Source organism: Salinibacter sp. 10B, from assembly GCF_002954405.1.
GTDB lineage: Bacteria > Bacteroidota > Rhodothermia > Rhodothermales > Salinibacteraceae > Salinibacter.
In genome coordinates this window covers 3,113,187-3,133,020 of sequence record NZ_MQWC01000004.1, presented here as the reverse complement: position 1 = coordinate 3,133,020, position 19,834 = coordinate 3,113,187, and the positions used below count along the sequence as shown (strand labels likewise).

General features: G+C 63.2%; 15 protein-coding genes and 1 riboswitch. Of the genes, 12 read left to right on the top strand and 3 right to left on the bottom strand.

All coding sequences use genetic code 11. The annotated features are described in order from the left end of the window. Positions 1 to 14 precede the first annotated feature (14 nt). The 5 genes from BSZ35_RS12775 (at position 15) to BSZ35_RS12755 (ending at position 5,217) form a co-directional block, all read left to right on the top strand. Positions 15 to 998 carry a glycine betaine ABC transporter substrate-binding protein gene (locus BSZ35_RS12775; RefSeq protein ID WP_105012805.1) on the top strand — a complete coding sequence of 328 codons (984 nt, stop codon included), beginning with the start codon at positions 15 to 17 and terminating at the stop codon, positions 996 to 998. Between the two features lie 212 nt (positions 999 to 1,210). After that, positions 1,211 to 2,605, top strand: a complete 1,395-nt coding sequence (locus BSZ35_RS12770; RefSeq protein ID WP_105012804.1) for a hypothetical protein — start codon at positions 1,211 to 1,213, stop codon at positions 2,603 to 2,605. Positions 2,606 to 2,855: 250 nt separating this feature from the next. Next, a complete protein-coding gene (locus BSZ35_RS12765; protein WP_105012803.1) occupies positions 2,856 to 3,932 on the top strand; it encodes a M23 family metallopeptidase in 1,077 nt (358 codons plus the stop codon). 200 nt (positions 3,933 to 4,132) lie between these two features. Beyond that, on the top strand, positions 4,133 to 4,639 hold the full coding sequence (locus BSZ35_RS12760) for a sigma-70 family RNA polymerase sigma factor (RefSeq protein WP_181149332.1): 507 nt from the start codon (positions 4,133 to 4,135) through the stop codon (positions 4,637 to 4,639). Further along, positions 4,636 to 5,217 (top strand): hypothetical protein, encoded by a 582-nt coding sequence (locus BSZ35_RS12755; RefSeq protein ID WP_146110086.1) that lies wholly within the window; start codon positions 4,636 to 4,638, stop codon positions 5,215 to 5,217. Before BSZ35_RS12760 ends, BSZ35_RS12755 begins: the two co-directional genes overlap by 4 nt. A gap of 16 nt (positions 5,218 to 5,233) precedes the next feature. On the opposite strand, the gene BSZ35_RS12750 is transcribed toward BSZ35_RS12755, so the two are convergent. Then, positions 5,234 to 5,914, bottom strand: coding sequence for an RNA polymerase sigma factor (locus BSZ35_RS12750; RefSeq protein WP_105012800.1), 681 nt, complete (start codon positions 5,912 to 5,914; stop codon positions 5,234 to 5,236). A 386-nt stretch (positions 5,915 to 6,300) separates the two neighbouring features. Here BSZ35_RS12750 and BSZ35_RS12745 point away from each other — a divergent pair, with 386 nt between their 5' ends. The 7 genes from BSZ35_RS12745 to BSZ35_RS12715 all read left to right on the top strand — a co-directional run bounded on the left by BSZ35_RS12745 (position 6,301) and on the right by BSZ35_RS12715 (position 17,665). Then, on the top strand, positions 6,301 to 6,948 hold the full coding sequence (locus BSZ35_RS12745; protein WP_181149331.1) for an MEDS domain-containing protein: 648 nt from the start codon (positions 6,301 to 6,303) through the stop codon (positions 6,946 to 6,948). A 39-nt stretch (positions 6,949 to 6,987) separates the two neighbouring features. Further along, positions 6,988 to 10,044 carry a sigma 54-interacting transcriptional regulator gene (locus BSZ35_RS12740; protein WP_105012798.1) on the top strand — a complete coding sequence of 1,019 codons (3,057 nt, stop codon included), beginning with the start codon at positions 6,988 to 6,990 and terminating at the stop codon, positions 10,042 to 10,044. 284 nt (positions 10,045 to 10,328) lie between these two features. Next, positions 10,329 to 11,654: an asparagine synthase-related protein gene (locus BSZ35_RS12735; protein ID WP_105013833.1), complete on the top strand. Its 1,326-nt coding sequence runs from the start codon at positions 10,329 to 10,331 to the stop codon at positions 11,652 to 11,654. Between the two features lie 158 nt (positions 11,655 to 11,812). Then, the gene (locus BSZ35_RS12730; RefSeq protein ID WP_105012797.1) at positions 11,813 to 12,760 is read left to right on the top strand and encodes a radical SAM protein; all 948 of its coding nucleotides are present in this window, start codon (positions 11,813 to 11,815) and stop codon (positions 12,758 to 12,760) included. A 62-nt stretch (positions 12,761 to 12,822) separates the two neighbouring features. Next, positions 12,823 to 14,328 carry a tryptophan 7-halogenase gene (locus BSZ35_RS12725; RefSeq protein ID WP_146110085.1) on the top strand — a complete coding sequence of 502 codons (1,506 nt, stop codon included), beginning with the start codon at positions 12,823 to 12,825 and terminating at the stop codon, positions 14,326 to 14,328. A 224-nt stretch (positions 14,329 to 14,552) separates the two neighbouring features. Then, positions 14,553 to 14,658, top strand: a riboswitch (cobalamin riboswitch). Between the two features lie 222 nt (positions 14,659 to 14,880). After that, positions 14,881 to 15,855, top strand: a complete 975-nt coding sequence (locus BSZ35_RS12720) for a ribonucleotide-diphosphate reductase subunit beta (RefSeq protein ID WP_105012795.1) — start codon at positions 14,881 to 14,883, stop codon at positions 15,853 to 15,855. Positions 15,856 to 15,985: 130 nt separating this feature from the next. Continuing rightward, entirely contained in the window at positions 15,986 to 17,665 is a 1,680-nt protein-coding gene (locus tag BSZ35_RS12715; RefSeq protein ID WP_105012794.1) for a ribonucleoside-diphosphate reductase subunit alpha, read from the top strand. A 152-nt stretch (positions 17,666 to 17,817) separates the two neighbouring features. Here BSZ35_RS12715 and BSZ35_RS12710 read toward each other — a convergent pair whose 3' ends face one another. Both BSZ35_RS12710 and BSZ35_RS12705 read right to left on the bottom strand, forming a co-directional pair. Beyond that, positions 17,818 to 18,567: a LytTR family transcriptional regulator DNA-binding domain-containing protein gene (locus tag BSZ35_RS12710; RefSeq protein ID WP_105012793.1), complete on the bottom strand. Its 750-nt coding sequence runs from the start codon at positions 18,565 to 18,567 to the stop codon at positions 17,818 to 17,820. Positions 18,568 to 18,657: 90 nt separating this feature from the next. Further along, a complete protein-coding gene (locus tag BSZ35_RS12705; RefSeq protein WP_105012792.1) occupies positions 18,658 to 19,752 on the bottom strand; it encodes a histidine kinase in 1,095 nt (364 codons plus the stop codon). Positions 19,753 to 19,834 lie beyond the last annotated feature (82 nt).

The window sequence follows — 19,834 nt, the reverse complement described above, 5'->3', positions numbered from 1 at the left end:
CTACACCGACCATTATGAACAACTCCACCACTCCTTTTCGATCCCTGCTCGCCGTTGTTGTGGCGGTAGGACTTCTCGCCACTGGACTCGCCGGATGTGGCGGCGGCTCCGGTGGGGACGACGGTCCCTCCCGCGAAATGAATATGGTGACCGTGAACTGGATTGAAGGCATGGCCTTCACTTACCTCCAGGAACGACTCCTCGAAGATAGCTTGGACATGGAGGTCGACGTGCGCGAAGTGTCGGGCGGCGGCATTGCCTTCAAGTCGGTCGCAAGCGGCGACCGGGACTACTTCAACGAGGCATGGCTTCCCACCACTCATCAACAGCCGTGGGATAGCACGAAGGCCAACGCTCAGAAGCTGGGCTATACCTACAAGGGGACGTCCGTGGGACTGACGGTTCCCGCCTACATGGACATCACCAGCGTCACGGAACTGCCGAAGTTCCGCGATCAGCTCAACGGTGAAATCAATGGAATCGAGTCAGGGGCGGCCGTCAACGATCAGACCCGCCAAATCCTGAAAAACAACAACATCGAAGGCTTTAAGGTGGTTGCCTCCAGTGGTCCAGCCACATGGCAGGCGCTCGAAAACGCGATTAGCAACAAGGAGCCCATCGTGGTTACCGGGTGGTATCCGCACTGGAAATGGGGCTCCTACGACCTGAAGTATCTTGAAGGCGCCCAGACGGGACAGTCGCCCGTCTTCGGAGAGCCGGAGGACATCTTCAAGATCGTTGACAATCAGTTTGTCGACGAGTTTCCAAAGAAGGTAGTGTGCCTCCTCAAGCACATGGAGGTCAACGACCAGCAGATCGAAAGCCTCATGGATACCTATCGCAATCGCGAAGGCATGAGCAAGGAAGAAGCCGCTGCACAGTGGATTCAGAATCATCCGGAGGATGTGGCCCAGTGGATGAATCAAGCTGAAGAGTGCGCGGCATCCGAAGGACCGGTGGAGACGCTTCCGGACGACGCGACCTTTTCGCGTAGCTAACCACTGACACTGGTCCCTGACCATTCCTGCCCCCGGTCGCCCACGTGGCGGTCGGGGGCGTTTAATGGGGACCCGATGACAGGATCTCTGCCTCTGGATTCTCCTGTTTACACGACTCGGCCCTCCCTCGGAGGGCACTAGAGTGGAGACTGTGTGTCATCCCCTGAATGCCACCCTCATACGTACTCCGTTTACAACTGTACACCACCCACATGAATCGTTTTTTCACTCTCTGCTCATCCCTTCTCCTCATTGCCGGCCTCCTCCTGCCGGCCCCGGTCACCGGACAGGCGTTGCAATCCGACAGCCGCGCGGCTCCGTCGTCCCATTCCACGGACGGCATTCTTCTCGTGAATGACGAGGACGACGACACGAAGGAGAATGCCGAAGAAACGGAGTCGGCCTCCGCCCCGGCCCAGGAGGAACCGTCCCTTGAGGTCAGCGTCGGCGGATCGCTTCGCTTCAACGCCCTCTTCCGGAATTACGAAAGTCAGATTCCGGCGAGCGACGAGCCCATCAACCGGGTGTTGTCCGATGGCGGCTTTACGTTCGACACCTTCCGCATCAATGCCAGTGGATCGTACGGCGGCCTGATCTTCGACACCGAATACGCCATCTATCCGGAGTCCTTCGGCGGACTCTTCATCCATCATGGATGGGTCGGCTATGAGTTTAGCGACACCCGCCAGTTTCAGGTTGGTGTGAGTCAGGTGCCGTTCGGCATTCAGCCGTACGCCTCCAGCAGCTGGTTCTTCAACAGCGCGTATTACGTGGGGCTGGAGGACGACTACGACGCCGGCATCAAGGCCATCTTCACGCCCGGCAACTGGGAGCTGAAGGGCGCCTACTACATGAACTCGGAGCAGACCGACTTCTTTGCCGGCAACGACTTTTCGCGGTACTCTTACGACGTGGCGCCGGTGAGTGCAGCGGCCTATCAGGTCGTTCCGGGTGGCAATGGCCTGCGCTCCGACCTCAGCGAGGAGCATCAGTTCAACGCGAAGGTGGCCTACACCTTCAACCACGGCGACCTCGGCTCTACAAAGCTGGGCGTCTCTGCGCAGCGGGGCCAGCTTCTCAACCGGAACACCGGGGACACCGACGGGCACGGCGCCGTGGCGGTGCACCTGCACGGGCAGTACAGCGGTTTCGACGCGAAGCTTCAGTACTCGAAGCAGGAGTTCAATCCGCCCCTCACCGACGCCGAAAAGCAGGCGTTCGACAACCAGTCCGGAGTAGACTACGATGCTGAAGACTTCGTGGTCATGGGCGCCTACGGGTTTCCCCAGCGGGTGGCGAGCGAGCACAGCGTCTACTCGTCCAGCCTGGCTTACCACATTCCGGTGGAGTTGGGCCCGATCTCGGAGTTCAAGCCGTACTATGACTTCAGTATGGTCACGAAGGAGGTCGATGGCTGGAATGACAACGTTACCCACGACATTGGCGTGCTCACGTCCGCCGGTCCGCTGTACGTCTACACGGACCTGAATGTCAGCAAAGGCCACCCCTTCAACCATCCCTTCGACGGGTTCTCGAGTGTGATGGCTGAGCGGACCAACGACAACTGGAACGTGGCCTTCAACATGAACATCGGCCTCTACTTCTAAGCCGCGGTCACGATCACGTAGCACCACCCGTTCTATCGGGAGAGCGAAGAGATCAGCGGGGGCAACGGAGCAATCCGTTGTCCCCGTTTTTCGTTTTTCCACGACTCGCCCTTACGTGGGTGAAGATAGAGGAAAGACAGCACGGACCTGTAAGACGATCTGCCCGGCACACGACGAATGAGGGTGGATCGACGAGCAGAAATGATGCGCTCGTTCATTCGCCTCCCTCGTTCACCGTATTTCGTGTGTTATGGTTATCACTGTGCTCTCTCTGGTCGTTGCCGTGCTGTTTCCGTTGTACTTTATATATCACCTCTGGACGACCTCCTTCCCAACCGTTTCGGCGTGGGGCGTGAACGCAGCAACCGGATTCACCTTTCTTGGATTGATGCTTGTTGTCGGACGCTGGGACCTCGCTGGGGTCTCTCTGCGATACGGGCTGTATGGCCTGTACGCACTGGCCATGATCGCCTCCTGGTCACGCGTGTCCAACCGCCCCGTGTTTGCCGACGATCGGTGGCACGTCTCCTGGAGTGCGCTCGCAGACGTCGCGGTCATGCTGGGCCTGGTCGGGTGGACACTCGTGGGATACTGGCCGGCCCAATCTCCTACGAATGTGGAGCTGCCCCTCCACGGCGAGCAGTACTACGTGGTACACGGCGGCGGCACCTACCCCCTCAACTACCACGGCCTCTTTGCGTCTTCGCAAACGTACGCCGTCGACATTACGCAACTGAACGAGTGGGGCATGCGGGCGTCGGGCCTCTACCCGGAGGAGCTGAAGCAATACAACATCTACGGAGCCCCCGTCTACAGTCCGGTGGGCGGAACCGTCGTGCGAGCCGTGGACCGATTTGCAGACCTGACGCCCGGGAATCGCCAGCCCGAGCATCCGTCCGGCAATCACGTGTGGGTGCGCCAGGATAGCCTCTACGTGGTACTTGCCCATCTTCAGCACGGGAGCATCCGCGTCTCGCCGGGAGATCGGGTAGCGGCCGGCCAGCCCATTGGGGCTGTCGGCAACACCGGCAACACGTCGGAGCCGCACCTCCATGTACACGCCCTTACCTACGACGGACACACGTCCAGCCCCGACACGCTACACCGAAACGGAACCCCGGTGCCCCTCGCGTTCAACGGCCGGTTTCCGACTCGAAACAACCGCTTCTCGCATGTGCGTTCCTCCACGGAGAGCACCTCCCGCTCGGACGTGCCTGCACATGTCTCCCTCGACCGCATGCGGCCGCGTCGCAACGAGGGCCTGGACCGCTCTTCCGCATCAGGGCTAAGAGTCCCTATCAAAACAACGATTAGCAGGTCCTTCTGAGCCTGTCGAAGAAGCTTCTTGGTGCGGGCAGCCACGTTTAGGGAGCTCCTTCCACGATGGTCAGGAGGACGTGCCCGGTTTTGATAGGGACTCTAAGTGGACGCGATCCTCATGGGGATGTGCCCGCCCGATGGAGTCGGACAGTGCAATAAGCCAAGGTCGAGCGCATCCTTCAATATAGGGGCTACGTTCCAACTGTGGTGAGCCGTGAGGAGGACTTTCTGGAGCTCGTGCGGGACAACGAGGGGCGACTGCGCAAAATTTGCCGGGTCTACGCCGACGGGACGGCAGCGCAGCGCGACCTGTACCAAGACATTCTGGTCGAACTCTGGCGCTCGCTTCCCTCCTTCGAGGACGAGGCCCAACCGAGCACGTGGCTCTACCGAGTGGCCCTCAACACGGCCCTGAGCCGTGACCGGAAGCAGTCCGTTCGGACCGAGGCCACCCTCGACGATGATCACCCGCTCTGGGACGATGGCTTTTCCGCCCCCGGGGCCGCACTCGAGGAGCAGGACACCCTGGATCGGCTCTACGCCGCCATTGACCGACTGGACGACATTGATAAGGCACTCGTGACGATGTACCTGGACGAGAAGAGCTACGACGAAATGGCCGACGTGCTCGGCATCACGCCCAACCACGTCGGCGTGAAGCTGCACCGCATCAAACAAAAACTGGCCGAGTGGCTGGAGGACGATCCGTCATGAGATTGGACGACGCCAAAGATGCCTGGCAAGACGCCGACGCGTCTTCCGGGGACGTGCTCTCGGACGATGCCCTTCTATCTCTGGTCAAAACGGAGGCCGACGCCTTCGACGAGAAAATTCGGCGGCGCGATCGGCGCGAGCGGATTGCTGCAGCCGTGGTTTTTCTGGGGTTCTCGGTGATGCTCTTCGACCCGTCCTGGTGGGTCCGGACCGGGGCCCTCGTCGTAATGGCCAGTAGCGCGCTGATTGTGTGGACACTCCAACGTGCCCGTTCGTCCGAGTCGCCGGCCTCCGAGCAGCCCGTAGCAGAGGTCATTCGGGCGGAACGGCGAAAGGTGAGACGGCAGATTCGGCTGTTGGAGTCGATCCTGTGGTGGTACATTGCCCCCACAGCCTCCGGGCTGGGGCTCATTGTGATCGGAGGATCGGGTCTGTCCTGGTTTGCGCTCGGCTACGGGATCGTCGTCGCGGGCCTCTGCGTGGGCATCTACTACTTCAACCAGCGAACCGTACGACAGGACCTTCGCCCCCGTCAACAGAAGCTGACCCAACTGCTCCATCAACTCGAGGACTCATAACTTTGCTGTCTGTCGGTTAGTCCGCCAGCTGATATTCCGCGTCGAGGCGCTCGTCGAGGACACCCTTCAGCTTCGTACGTGCCCGGTGAAGCCGCACGCGGACGTTCACCCGGGTAATCCCCAACCGCTCGGCCGTTTCCTCGGTGGTCAACTCCTGCAGATCGCGCAACTCAATCACCTCTCGGTAGTTCGCCGACAATTCCGTCAGGGCATCCTGCAGAACGGTTGCCTCCTCCTTGCGGACGGCCGCCTCAGCGGGATCCCAGGTTGGGGGCTCGCCGGTCGGATCCGCGGACCGCTCCGCCTGGTGAGCCGCCACGTGCGTCAGGGTCTCGTCTTTTAGCGAACTGCGGCGCTTATCTTTCCGGTAGCGGGCCAGAGCCACATTCTTGGCAATGCTGTACAACCAGGTCGAAAGCTTCGACTCCCCCCGAAACTCCGGCAGGCTGCGCAGGGCCTGGAAAAAAGTTTCCTGAAGCAGATCCTCGGCCGTTTCCTCCGTCTCGGTGAAGCGGCGAAGCACGCTCTTGATGAAGTCCCGGCGGCCGTAGACGTGACGGCGGACGGCGCGCGGGTCCCGGTTGCGGAGGGCCTCCAGTTCCGCATCGGAGAGGCGACCGTCGGGGGAGGTGTCTGCATCGTCGTGTGAAGTGGACGAACGAGCATCCGGGGGCGAAGATGACATCGAATCGGGCATGGGAAACGGGGGGAGCTCACGAGTAGAATCGATGGACTGCGTCTGCCTCCCTACATAGTGATAAGACCGTGCCAGCGCCGATCGGAAGATTATTTTTCGTGCAAGTAACTGAAATGCATATAGATAGACGAAGGACTCTCCCAAAGAGCATCAGACCAAACTGACGAGATGTCGACACCGCGTCGATATATCGTCACGACTACACCCCGGACTGTAACGTCGGGCCGCACTGTGGGACCCAGTATTCAGCCATGATGGGTTTGCCGAAGGCCGACCGTCTCACGAAATTGAGCGCGACCGGCGCGCCGAATGGAGATTGTCGCTCGATCGCTGTTATTTTGCAATCGAAATGCCCTCCGCGATGGACCGCTGCCGTCCCTGCCGCCATGCCGCCGTCTCCGTCCTCGTCGTCCCGTCCTGCTCGCTCCGCCTCGGTGCCGCTCGGCATCGGGGACGTCACGGCCTCCGTGGGCGATCATATCGCTCACTTTTTTCGAGGCGAGGAGGAGCGCTTTTCGGTGCTGGACCCCTACCTGCAGACGGGCCTCCAGCGGGGCGACCGGTGCGTGTGTGTGGCCCGGCCGGGAACCGGAGAGGCGCTGTGCGACTGGCTTACGGAACGGGACGTGGACATCGAGACGGCCCGGCAAACCGATCGACTGGTTCTCCATCCGGGACGGGACACGGAGGAGGACATGGAGGCGATGGTACACCGGATCGATCAGTCGGCGCGGGACGAGAATGAGCCCGTGGTGCGGTGGGCCGGCGACGGCGAATGGGTGTTGGACCGCGAGCTGTCCGTCCACGAGATGCTGCGCTGGGAAGCGCTCTACGACCGGACCGCCGCCGACCTCCGCATGCTCGCCCTCTGTCAGTTCAACCTCTCGGCCTTCCACAGCGACGTGATGATGGATGCCCTTCGCACCCATCCCTACTGCGTGATGGGAGAGGTAGTCGTCCCCAATCCGTTCCACGAGTCGCCCGAGGCGGTGCGGAAGGACCTCTCGGAGACGGACCGCACCGTCGATCCGTAGTTGACCGTCCATCGTCCCGACTGACCGTTTCCCCCCGTCATGGAACCGTCGCACTACTCTTCGGACTTGGATCCCTCATCGGTTCTCGGGTTTGGGTCGGCGCTGGCCCTGCTGGACTCGTCCGACGAGGTCGGGCGCTTACTCACGGGCGCGCTCCGATCCATGGGGCTGGCCGACCTGCAGGCCGTGGTGCTGAACGAGACACTCGACGACGGTCCCTTGGTCGTGGGCAGTGCCGGCACGAAGGCCCTATCCGATTCGGCCCTCCAGGAACTCCGGACGGTGGAAAACACTGTCGGCCTCCGCACCTCCGAAGGCATTGGTGGGCTGTCCCACCGTGACCTCGCTGTGGACCCGGAGATGTACCCAACGCTTGCGGACATTGGCATTGAGGGCCTTTCGCTCGTCCGCCTGGGCACCATCGACCGCGACTTTGGCATTGTTGTGGCGGGCCACGTGGCCCCGGACGCCGTCACGTCCATGGACCGCTCTGTGCTCCAGATGCTGGCGGCACAGGTCTCAATGGCCCTCCACCGCATCCAGCTCAACCGGCAGCGGCGGGCCAAGGCGGCAGCCCTGGAAGAAAGTGAGGCCCGCTACCGCACACTCTACGAAAGCGCACCGGTCGCCTACGCCTCCGTCACCCCCGAGGGTGAGATTCGGATGGTCAACCAGCGCGCGACCGAGCTCTTGGGCGCCCCGAAGGACGCCCTCATCGGTCGGAAGATGCCGCACCTCTGCATCCGCTCCACCGACGACGAGGCGGCCGCAAAGCGCGGCGAATCCGCTGTGCAGCACACCGAGTCCGCTGTGCAGCACCTTCAGCGTCATCTGGAGGACGGGGGGCCCATGCATGACGCGGAAGTGGAGCTTTGCCGCGCCGACGGGGAGCGGGTGTGGGTAAGCCTCACGATGCGCCCCATTGCGGCCACCGACGATGCCGAGCGGCTGGTGATGATGATCGACATCACCGAGCGCAAACACATGGAGACGGCCCTGCGCGAGGCCCGGGACGACCTGGAGGCCCGGGTGGACGAGCGAACCGCCGAGCTTCGCGAGGCCAACGAGCAGCTGAAGCAGCAGGCCAAGCGCCTGGAAGCCCTGCGCGACGTGGACCGGGCCATCCTGGCGGCCGAGTCGCCTGCCGAAATTGCGAGCGTCGCGGCCCGACGGGCACAGGACATCGTCCCTTGCGAGCGCGTAAGCGTGTCCCTCTTCGACTGGGACGAGGAGCAGGTCCGCGTCCTCACGGCCCATCAGGAGGACCCGGTGCTGGAGAGTGGCACGACCTTCCCGATCGACGAGTTTACGCTCAACGACCGGCTGCGGGCGGGGGAGGTCGACGACATGCCGGACTTCGACACGGCGCCCTCCACGGCCATAACGGAGCGCCTCCGGGCAGCAGGCATCCAGTCGGCCATCACGGTTCCGATGATGGTCGAGGACGACCTGATCGGGACCGTCAATCTGGGCTCCACGGAGGCACAGGCGTTCTGTGAGGCGGAACGCCGCATCGGGCGGGAGCTGGCCGACCATCTGGCCATTGCCCTGCGACAGGCGCGCCTGCTGGAGGCCGTGCAGGAGCAGCGCGCCCGGCTGGAGGAGCGCGTCGCGGCCCGCACCGCCGAGCTCCAGGACGCCAACGCGGCGCTCACGGAGGAGAATGTGGAACGGCGGCGCGTCGAGCAGGCCCTCCGCGAGAGCCGGGAACGCCTGACCCGCATCATCGACTCGGCGATCGATGCCATCATCAGCGTCGACGCCGACCTGAACATCACGTTGTTCAACGAGGCCGCAGAGGAGATCTTCCGGTGCGCCTCCACCGAGGCAGAGTGCACGACGATGGACGCGTTCCTCAGCGAGTCGTTCGAGGCCCTGGTCCGACGCCACATTGAGGCGTATCAAAAGAGCGACGACGACGTCGTGCCGGAGGGGCGGTACCTCACGGCCCCGAACGGGCTGGAGGCCCGGCGGGCCGACGGCGACGCCTTTCCAGTCGAGGCCACGCTCTGCCCCGTCCAGTTGCCGGACGAGGATCGGTACCTCCTCATCCTCCGCGACCTCGACGACCTGAAGCAGGCCGAGGCAGAAGTCGACCAGCTCCAGTCTGAAAAATCGTATCTGCAGGAGGAGCTGAAGAGCGAGTACAACTTCGACGAGATCGTGGGCACCTCCGCCCCCATGCAAACGGTGTTCGATGCCATCGAGCGGGTGGCCGACACCGAGACGACCGTCCTCATCACCGGCGAGACCGGCACGGGCAAAGAGCTCGTGGCCCGGGCCCTTCACGACCGCAGCGCACGAGCCGATGAGGTCTTCGTGAAGGTCAACTGTGCGGCGCTCTCCAGCGACCTCATCGAAAGCGAGCTATTCGGGCACGAGCGCGGGGCGTTCACGGGAGCCACTGAGCAACGTGAGGGGCGCTTCGAGCTGGCGGACGGCGGCACTCTCCTCCTCGACGAGATCGGCGAGCTGCCGCTCGGTACGCAGGCCAAGCTCCTTCGCGTCCTGCAGCACCAGGAGTTCGAACGGGTGGGCGGCAGTACCACCATCGAGGTGGACACCCGCATCCTCGCCGCGACCAATCGAGACCTGACGGCAGAAGTGGACGCCGGACAGTTCCGCGACGATCTCTACTACCGACTCAACATTTTTCCCATCGAGCTTCCGCCCCTCCGCGACCGTCCGGGTGACATTCCGCTGTTGGCGGAGCATTTTCGGGAGACGTTCGCCCAGCGCACCGGCAAGGCCATCGAGGGCATCACCTCGACGGCGATGGCCGTGCTGGAAGACTACGACTGGCCCGGCAACGTGCGCGAGCTGGCCAACATCATCGAACGGGCCGTTATCCTCACCCGAGAGCCTCGCATCCGGGCCGAACACCTGTCCATCTCGGGCCCGACCGGACGCGACGGCCCCGCTTCTTTCGACACACTGGCGGACGCCCAGCGCCGGCACATCGAACGAGCCCTCAAGCGGACCGACGGGGTCGTCGGGGGCGAAGACGGAGCGGCGCAACTGCTCGACGTAAAGCGGACCACCCTTCTCTCTCGGATGGACCGGCTGGGCATCGATCCGGAGGAGTACCGCACATAGACGAACCGTTTCCTGTGGGTGCCGTGAGGTCGTTAGCCTACAGAACGTAGTAAACCAACCTGTCCCCGAGCCCCACGAATGCGATCCCGAAGACCGGCGCCGCCACGAGACCGATTCCAATCTCCCGCCAGGGGTCCCGCCTCGAATTCGGATACGATCGTCATAGATCAGACGGAGGAGGAATCTGCATCATTCTCGATATATCCACGACTGGAAAACCCGAAGGACCCCAGTCCTGTAGGATATATTTCGGACGAATGCTCTTTCATCTCTTCTACCGAAGTATGGCTACGGACGCCTACGTCGAGCGCCTTGTCAATCTCCTCGATCCTGAGCAGAACGTTTTCCTGAATGGTACAGCGGAGGATGCCGCAGAGGCCATGGCCTCCGGCGATCCCGAGCGCATCCGGTCGATCGACGGGCAGTTCGCCCTCGTGCACAAGGAGGGCCAGACGGTCCGCATGGCCCGTTCCATCGGGCGCCCCATGCGGTACTTCCTGGCGAAGCGGCGCGAGGGGCCGTGCCTCGTGGTCGCCGAGCGGATGGACGAGATCCAGGAGTTTCTGGAGAGCGAGGGCCTTGGAGATCAGTTCCACCCGTCGTACACGCGCATGGTGCCGGCCCACCACGTCACCGAGCTCCAGCTCGTGGGCTGCCCCGACCCGAAGCCGAGCTATACCCGCTACTTCGATCCCGACCAGGGTACGCTCCCGGCCGACCTCGACGCCATCGGCGAAGCGTACATCGGCGCACTGGCCGACGAGTGCAACAAGTGGCTCGATCGGATCGACGACGAGGCTCCGATCGGCGTGCTCTTCTCCGGTGGCATCGACAGCGGCTCGATCTTCCTCGTGCTGCGCCATCTGCTGCTGGAGCGAGGCGAGGCGCCGACGCGCCTCAAGGCGTTCACGCTGTCGGTGGGCGGCGGCTCGGACGTGGAGCAGGCCCACGCCTTCCTCGATGCACTGGACCTGTCGATGTTCTTGGAGGTCGTGGAGACCGAGAAGGAGCAGGTGGACTTTCGCGAGGCGATCCGCGTGACGGAGGATTACAAGCCGCTCGACGTGCAGGCGGCCACGATGACGCTCGCCCTCTGCCGCGGCATCCGCGAGCGCTACCCGGACTGGACCTATCTCGTGGACGGCGACGGCGGCGACGAGAACCTGAAGGACTACCCGATCGACGAGAATCCGGAGCTCACCATCCGGAGTGTGCTCAACAACCAGATGCTCTACCAGGAGGGCTGGGGCGTCGATGCGCTCAAGCATTCCGCTACCTACTCCGGGGGACAGAGCCGGGGTCACGTCCGAAGCTACGCGCCCGCACGGGCGCTCAACTTCCAGCCGTTCAGCCCCTACACGCTACCGAACGTGATCGAGGTGGCCGAAAACATCCCGTTCATCGAGCTCACGGACTGGGAGCCGGACAAGCTCTACGAGCTCAAGGGAGAGATCGTGAAACGCGGCGTGGAGGCAATCACCGGCCAGGAGATGCCGATTTTCGAAAAGACGCGCTTTCAACACGGGGCCGTGGATGACGGCGGGTTCGACGAGCTCTTCCCTGAGTCCGAGCGGGCGTACCGACAGGCCTTTGCGGAGATTCACGAGTAGCTTCCACAATCGGGACTGCTATTCGTTAAGGCCCTCGCTGCCTCCGGAGGTCCTGCTACCCATAATTGGGTCGACGTGGAACGTTAAACGTTCAACGCAAGAAGTTGGCACCACCGGAGAAAGGGGGACAGCTCCGTTCCAAGATTGCTTTTCCCCTCATGGAACTGCCAGAGTACACTGACGAGGAGATCGTTGCCGCCCGGCCCGAGAAGGCCGATGTCGACCCGTGGGAACCCTACGCCTACCATGTGGAAGAGGAGCGGTCGGCAGCAGGCACGGTCGACGATGTGGCCACGCTCTTCCTGACGAACCGGGAGTGCCCATTCCGGTGCCTCATGTGCGACCTCTGGACGAACACGACCGACGAGACGGTGCCGGAGGGCGCCGTGCCCGCACAGATCGATTATGCGCTGGACCGGCTCCCCGACGCCCGGCACGTCAAGCTTTACAACAGCGGCAACTTTTTTGACCGCAAAGCCTTCCCCCCGTCCGACCGGCCCGCGATTGCCGAGCGGGTGCAAGACTTCGACACGGTGATCGTCGAGAATCACCCGAAGCTGTGCCGCGACGTGTGCGTCGAGTTTCGGGACCGGCTCGGCGGCCGCCTCGAAATCGCGCTGGGACTGGAAACGGCGCACCCCACGGTGCTCGACCGCCTCAACAAGCGCATGACGCGCGACGACTTCCGCCGGGCCGTCGGCTTCCTGCGCGAAAATGACATTGACGTGCGGACCTTCATCCTGTTGCGCCCGCCATTTCTGAGCGAGGACGAGGGCGTGGTGTGGGCGCTGCGGTCCATCGAGTTTGCGTTCGACGCCGGGGTGCAGTGCGTGTCCGTCGTGCCCACCCGCAGCGGCAACGGCATCATGCAGCAACTGGAGAAGGACGACCACTTCGAGCCGCCGTCGATGCCCTCGATCGAAACCGTGTTGGAGGAGGGCCTCCGCATGAATCGCAGCCGCGTCTTCATGGACCTCTGGGACCTGGAGCGCTTCTATGAGTGCGAAACGTGCGGCCCGAAGCGACGGGAGCGCCTGCGGCGGATGAATCTAACTCAGACGGTGCAACCACCGGTGCAATGTACTTGCTCTGATCGGCAGAGGTGACCGCAGACCGCCGTCGACCGTCCAGGCGGATAGCAGATTCCTTGAATGAGAGCACCCACATCATGGAAAGGCTCGACGCCGACGTAGCGATTCTCGGCTCCGGCTTCGGGGGCTGCATCATGGCGCTGGTGCTCGACCGCATCGGCCTAGCGCCGGTCGTGTTGGACCGGGCCGAGCATCCGCGATTTGCGATCGGAGAATCGTCGACGCCGACGGCCAACATGATCCTGCGCGCTCTGGCCACCCGCTATGACTTGCCCCGCTTAGAGCCGCTGTCGGCGCACGGCCCCTGGCGCGAAACGTACCCGGACGTCACCGGCGGGCGGAAGCGCGGGTTCAGCTATTTCCGCCACCGGCGCGGGGAGCCGTTTGCCCCCGACCCTACACACGCCAACGAGCTGCTGGTGGCCGCGAGCAGCGACCCGTACCACGCGGATACGCAGTGGCTCCGGGCCGACGTCGATGCGTTCCTGGCCGACGAGGTGCGATCGGCGGGCATTCCGCTGTGGGAGAACACGACCGTGACCGATGTGGAGCGGAATGAACGATGGCGCGTGCAGGGACAACACAAGGAGGAGCCGGTAGAGTGCACGGCAGATGTTGTGATTGACGCGACGGGTGGGGGCCAATTGCTTCCGTCCCTCGGATTTGCCGAGAAAGACGAGGCACTACACACGCACTCCCGAGCGCTCTACGCCCACTTTCAAGATTTACCCCGCTGGAACGAGTGGCTTGCCGAGCGCGGCGGTCGGACGTCGGACCATCCGTTTCCGGCGGACGAGGCGGCCCTCCACCACATTCTCGACGACGGATGGCTTTGGGAACTGCGGTTCGACGACGGTCGGGTGAGCGCAGGGCTCGTTCTGGACGCCAAAGCGCATCCGTTTCCGTCTGATGCGTCTCCACCAGAGGAGTGGCGAGCGCACCTGCACGACTATCCGACGCTCGCTGATCGATTTGCGACTGCCCAGATCATCGATCCCCCGAGCCAGATCGTCCGCACCGGGCGGCTGCAGCGCCTCGTGGATCAGGCGGCCGGGCCGGGGTGGGCGCTGCTGCCCTTCACGGCCGGATTCGTCGACCCGCTGCACAGCACCGGTATCGCCCACACGCTGAGCGGGATCGAGCGGCTGGCTCGTCTCTTCGAGCAACATGGCCCGGCCCCGCCTGCTTCCGCTCTTCAGCACTACAGCAGGGCCGTTCGGCAAGAGCTTCGCTTCGTCGACGATCTGGTGCGCCTCTGCTACGATGCGCTCCCGTCATTCGAGGCGTGGACGGCTAGTACGATGCTCTACTTTGCCGCCGCCACCACCTACGAGCGCCGTCGGGCGGATACGGACGGCGTGCCCGACGATCCGCCCACGTTCCTCTGTGCCCACGAGGAGGCCCTGCAAACTGCTGCCCGTCAAGCGCATCAACATCTCCCCAGAAATGCAGGGGCACCGGATGCGGAAACGGACTACGCTTCATTCGTGCAGGACGCGATTGCGCCGTTCAATGAGGTTGGCCTCTTCGCTCCTCCGATTTCCAACATGTACCCACACACGGCCGCCCCCATGGAGACATAAGCGCAGCTCCCGCTCTGCCCGTTTTGTGTCGATTCCAGATCTTCACAAAAACGGGAATTCCTCGTAGAAATCGCCGTACGCCCGACTCGACAACCGTTTTCCCCGGGCGCAATAACAGAGGCCGATGGGTGGAAGCTTGACATTTCCGGCGTCGAGTCCTACCGTGACGGGCACATTCTAGCAACATCCCGTCCTCTTCGAGGCCGCGCTGTCGTGGCGCGGCGGCATTCCGATCACTATCGGGTGCGTCTCGGGGAAAGCCCGGTGAAAGTCCGGCACTGTCGCGCAACGGTCACAGTCCGAATGCCCGCTTGGAGAGCGACCCATCCTCGAGCCTCTCTGCCCGAGCAGAGAGCTCAATCCGCCCTACGCGTCATAGGGCTGCGGTCCGCGACGTGGAGTGTATTGCTGGTGTGGCTGTCCGGAGCCCCCGTCGTTCCCGAACGATGGTTTTCGACAGCCCATCTGGCTTCCTACACTTCTTCTGCGCTCTGCTGCCTTCGTGACGCGTCCGGCGTCCGAAGGCTTTTTCTATGTCACGAGCGCAGCCCTATGTCCATCTTCGACGAGCGCGTTAACCTCAAGCCCTACGAGTATCCGCATCTGCTGGAATTCAAGACGGCCATCCGGCAGTCGTACTGGGTGCACGACGAGTTCAACTTTGAGGGCGACGTGCAGGACTTCCGCGTCAACTGTACCGACGCCGAGCGCAGCGTCATCACAAAGACGATGCTCGCGATCGCGCAGGTGGAGGTCGCGGTGAAAACCTTCTGGGCCGACCTCTACGACCGGCTGCCGGTACCGGAGGTCGGGGCCGTCGGCATGACCTTCGCCGAGAGCGAGGTGCGCCACCTGGATGCCTATTCGCATCTGTTGGAGTTGCTGGGCCTGAGCGATCGCTTCGAGCAGATCGAAGACATCCCGGCCCTGCACGACCGGGTGCAGTACCTCAACGCCGCGCTGGAGGGCATCGAGACCGGAAACGACCGCGACTTCGCCCAGGCCATCCTGCTCTTCTCGATCTTCATCGAGCACGTGAGCCTGTTCAGCCAGTTCCTCATCATGCTCTCGTTCGACAAGTACGAGAAGCGGTTTAAGGGCGTGGCCAATGCGGTCGAGGCCACCTCCAAGGAGGAGCAGATCCACGGCCTCTTCGGGGTGGAGCTGATCGACGTCATCCGCGAGGAGCACCCCGAGTGGTTTGGGCCCGCGTTTGAGCGCGAAGTGCAGGACGCCTGTCGGCGCGCCCACGACGCGGAGCAGCGGGTCCTCGACTGGATCTTTGCGGAGGGCGAGCTGGACTTTCTGCCCCGTCCGGTCGTGGACGCCTTCCTGCGCGACAAGTTTAACCGCTCGCTGAAGAATGTAGACGTGAATCCGATCTTCGAGGTCGACCCGGAGCGGCTCGACGAAACCCGCTGGTTCTACGAGGAGATTCTGCTCACGAAGGGCAACGACTTCTTCTCAAAACGCTCCACCAGCTACTCCAAGATGACGCAGAGCGTGAGCGGGGACGATCTATTCTGATCTAGCGCATTGCATTTTTCCTCTCGTAGGGACGAGACCGGGGGCCGAGTGAAACGAGGTCATGCTGCCTCAGTGCCGGTCGTTCCTACGTCTTCCACATGCTTGCTCAACCTTTCTCGCTCCTCCGTTTATGCCTAAAACCCTGTCTCGCCCCACCACCTCGCCCGACTTTTCCTGGCTCAACGACGAGGCTCGCACCTTCCTTCATCGCGGCTATCTGCTGGACGATACCGGGCCGGAAGAGCGCGTCCGCGAGATCGCTGAGCACGCCGAGTCGATCCTTAAGATGGACGGTTTTGCGGACCGGTTCTACGAGTACATGGCGCGCGGCTACTACTCGCTGGCCTCGCCCGTGTGGGCCAACCTCGGCCTCGACCGCGGCCTGCCGATCTCGTGCTTCGGCTCCTACATCGGCGACACGATGGAATCAATCCTCGACACGCACGCCGAGGTGGGGATGATGACGAAGGTCGGCGGCGGCACGAGCGGCTACTTTGGCGATCTCCGCCCGCGCGGCGCCCCCATCAGCAACAACGGCACGTCGAACGGCACCTACCCGTTCGCCCAGCTTTTCGACAAGATCATCAATGTCGTAAGCCAGGGCGAGACGCGACGCGGCCACTTTGCCGGGTACATCGACATTGAGCATCCGGACGTGGAGGAGTGGCTCAACATCCAGACGGAGGGTGACGCCATCCAGACGATGATGTACGGCATTGTCGTGGGTGACGACTGGATGCAGGCCATGATCGACGGGGACCCGGAGAAGCGCGAGCGGTGGGCGCAGGTGGTGGAGAGTCGTATGAACCTCGGCATTCCGTACATCCTCTTCCGCGACAACATCCAGCGGGGACGACCGCAGGTCTACAAGGACAAGGGCTACGACGTGAAGGCCTCGAACCTGTGCAGTGAGATCGCCCTGCCCGCCGGACCCGACGAGAGCTTCGTCTGCTGCCTCTCGTCCATGAATGCGCTGCACTACGACGAGTGGAAGAATACCGAGGCCGTGGAGACGCTGACCTACTTTCTCGACGCGGTGATGCAGGAGTTTATCGAGGGGGCCGAGGGAATGGAGCACATGGAGCGAACGGTGCGCTTTGCGAAGCGGCACCGCGCCATTGGCATCGGCATCCTGGGCTGGCACTCGTACCTGCAGTCGAACATGATTCCGTTTGAGTCCACGGAGGCGAGCCTGAAAGGAGCCGAGATCGCCAAGACGATCAAGGACCGGTCCTACGCCGCCTCTGGCGAGCTGGCCGACCGCTTTGGCGAACCCGAGGTGCTGGAGGGCTACGGGCGCCGCAACGCCACCACAATGGCCGTGGCCCCCACGAAATCGTCCAGCTTCATCCTCGGGCAGGTCTCGCCGTCCATTGAGCCGATTAAGAGCAACTACTTCGTGCAGGACCGGGCCAAGATGAAGGTGACCTACAAAAACCCGTATCTGAAGGACCTGCTGGCAAAGAAGGGCGAGGACACGGCCGACGTCTGGGAGCAGATTGCCCTGCGCGACGGCTCGGTGCAGCACCTTGATTTCCTGTCCGATCGGGAAAAGGACGTGTTCAAGACGTTCAGCGAGATCAGCCAGATGGCGATTATCGATCAGGCAGCCGGTCGCCAGAAGCACATCGACCAGTCGCAGAGCCTCAACCTCGCCATCGACCCGAAGTCCACGCCCGTGAAAGACATCAACCGGCTCTACGTGGAAGCGTGGCAGAAGGGCGTGAAGTCGCTCTATTACCAGAACGGCGTGAACGCAGCGCAGAGCTTCTCGCGCGACCTGCTGGCGTGCCGCAGCTGCGAGGCCTAACTCTCGATCAACGCGCAGGCCTCACAGCGCTCGCAGGGATCGAGCGGGCGCAGTCAGGGAGGCCGCGGATACGGTGGCGGCCCTTAAAGGAGAGCCAAGGGGGGACGGAGAACCTGAGGAGGATAAGACCGTCGCTCTCCCTCCACGGGCACTCAGGTCAGCGCGTCCTTCACGTCCTCGGTCCGCCGCCGCGCCACCTTCACCTCCGTCCCGTCCTCAAGCCGAAGCGTCGCCGTGCCGGCGGGCTCGGGCACCAGCTCGTACACCGCCGCAAGGTTGACGATCGAGGAGCGGTGGGTCCGAACGAAGTCGTCGGCGGGAAGCCTATCGTCGAGCTCGCCGAGGGTGAAGTCCGTTCGGTACCGCCCGTCCTCGGTATGCGCAAAGACGAACCCATCGTCGGCCTCAATCCATCGGACATTTTCGAGCGGCACCACGCGGAGGCGCCGCCCGACGTGCACCGTGAGTCGTTTCAGGGCCTGATCGTGCCGAGCATCGCGGAGGTTCTCGAGCTTCTCCTGCTCCGCGCGCTGCTGATCCGCCAACGCGTCCGTCAGGCGGTTCAGGGTCTTGTTGAGTCGGTCGAGCCGCACCGGCTTGGTGACGTAGTCCAGCGCGTGCACCTCGAAGGCCTCAAGGGCGTACTCGTCGTAGGCCGTCACAAAGACGATGTGAGGCCGCGCCTCCGGAAGCAGGTCGACCACGTCGAACCCGTCGAGCACCGGCATCTGCACGTCGAGAAAGACGACGTCGGGCTCGTGCTCGTGGATCAGGGACACGGCCTCCTTCCCCCCACCGGCCTCGGCCTCCACCGCAACGTCGGCCTCAGCTTCATTGAGCAGATCGCGCAGGCGGTCGCGGGCCAGTGGTTCGTCGTCGACGAGCAAGCAGCGCAGGGGCATGTCGTTTCTCGGAGAGATGTCAATGGACGTACAATACTCGATACGCAATACGAAATACGCAATACGAAATACGCAACACCATACAGCAGGCTACCCGGCTTCGACCACGGCACCTCTGCCACCGGGGGAGGCCTCCTCGTCGTGCAGGGGCAGGCGGAGCTCCACACCCTGGGCTTGGAGACGCATCCGGGCCGCGTCGCCGAAGAAGAGACGCAGTCGCTCGCGCACGTTTGCGAGGCCGGTGCCCTCGTCGAGCACGTCGTCGAGGTCGACAGTACTGAAGCCGGGGCCGGTGTCCTGCACGCGAAGCACGAGCATATCGTCGATCTCTTCAGCCATGACCGTCACGGTGCACGCGTCGGCGGTTCCTCCTACGCCGTGCTTTACCGCGTTCTCGACGAGCGGCTGGAGGGTCATGCTGGGCATCGAGACGGACCGGAGGCGGTCGGGCACGTCAATCGTCACCGTGAGCCGGTCCCGGAAGCGCGCCTTCTCAACGGCGAGGTAGCGCCGGGCCGCCTCCACCTCCTGCGCCAGTGTAGCGGCGTCGTCCTTCGAGGCGCGCAGCGTGTACCGGAAGAGGTCGGACAGGTCCTCCACGACCATCTCGGCCTCGTCGGGCCGGGTGCGAACGAGGGCCGCAATCGAGTTGAAGGCGTTGAACAGAAAGTGTGGATTAATTTGGGCACGGAGCGCCTCCAGCCGGGCCTCGTAGCGGGCGGCCTCCGCCTTGCGGAGCTGTCGGTAAAACGCCCCCATGTACGAGAAGGCGCTCCAGATGAGGGACACCATGAAGGTGATGGTGGCCGTGATCACCAGCACCTGCCACCGCACGCTGAAGGCAGGATGGAGCACCCGGCAGAACGCCGTGGCAAGCCCGTACGCGCCGACCGTCGTCACTGAGAGACCGCCCACATGCAGGGCGACGTCCCGCCGCGACCGAAGGGGCACGTGGGCCCGGAGCACGGCGATCGCAACCCGCACACTGGTAAAAATGATCACCGTGTAGACGAGCGAGAAGTACACGTTCCAGAGCAGAGTGGGCCAGCGCTCCGGCAGCTCCCCCAGTCCCGTCCAGACGTGAAAGAGGAACGTCCCGATGAGGAGGGCCACCCCGAGCATGAGCCCGATCTGCTGGCCGAGGCGTCGGACACCTGGAAGGGTATTGCGGATGTCGGTGAACATGGATGGAGGGGTCAAACCGAGAAAAGACCAAAATGCGCTGTGCTCGCGCGCCCCTCCCCGTTCACGCACGCCCGAGGGAGAG

Excerpts from the sequence above, each read along its gene's own strand:
- BSZ35_RS12775 (WP_105012805.1), top strand. The coding sequence starts at position 15 with ATGAACAACTCCACCACTCCTTTTCGATCCCTGCTCGCCGTTGTTGTG.
- BSZ35_RS12770 (WP_105012804.1), top strand. The coding sequence starts at position 1,211 with ATGAATCGTTTTTTCACTCTCTGCTCATCCCTTCTCCTCATTGCCGGC.
- BSZ35_RS12765 (WP_105012803.1), top strand. The coding sequence starts at position 2,856 with ATGGTTATCACTGTGCTCTCTCTGGTCGTTGCCGTGCTGTTTCCGTTG.
- BSZ35_RS12755 (WP_146110086.1), top strand. The coding sequence starts at position 4,636 with ATGAGATTGGACGACGCCAAAGATGCCTGGCAAGACGCCGACGCGTCT.
- BSZ35_RS12750 (WP_105012800.1), bottom strand. The coding sequence starts at position 5,914 with ATGCCCGATTCGATGTCATCTTCGCCCCCGGATGCTCGTTCGTCCACT.
- BSZ35_RS12745 (WP_181149331.1), top strand. The coding sequence starts at position 6,301 with ATGCCGCCGTCTCCGTCCTCGTCGTCCCGTCCTGCTCGCTCCGCCTCG.
- BSZ35_RS12740 (WP_105012798.1), top strand. The coding sequence starts at position 6,988 with ATGGAACCGTCGCACTACTCTTCGGACTTGGATCCCTCATCGGTTCTC.
- BSZ35_RS12735 (WP_105013833.1), top strand. The coding sequence starts at position 10,329 with ATGGCTACGGACGCCTACGTCGAGCGCCTTGTCAATCTCCTCGATCCT.
- BSZ35_RS12730 (WP_105012797.1), top strand. The coding sequence starts at position 11,813 with ATGGAACTGCCAGAGTACACTGACGAGGAGATCGTTGCCGCCCGGCCC.
- BSZ35_RS12725 (WP_146110085.1), top strand. The coding sequence starts at position 12,823 with ATGGAAAGGCTCGACGCCGACGTAGCGATTCTCGGCTCCGGCTTCGGG.
- BSZ35_RS12720 (WP_105012795.1), top strand. The coding sequence starts at position 14,881 with ATGTCCATCTTCGACGAGCGCGTTAACCTCAAGCCCTACGAGTATCCG.
- BSZ35_RS12715 (WP_105012794.1), top strand. The coding sequence starts at position 15,986 with ATGCCTAAAACCCTGTCTCGCCCCACCACCTCGCCCGACTTTTCCTGG.
- BSZ35_RS12710 (WP_105012793.1), bottom strand. The coding sequence starts at position 18,567 with ATGCCCCTGCGCTGCTTGCTCGTCGACGACGAACCACTGGCCCGCGAC.
- BSZ35_RS12705 (WP_105012792.1), bottom strand. The coding sequence starts at position 19,752 with ATGTTCACCGACATCCGCAATACCCTTCCAGGTGTCCGACGCCTCGGC.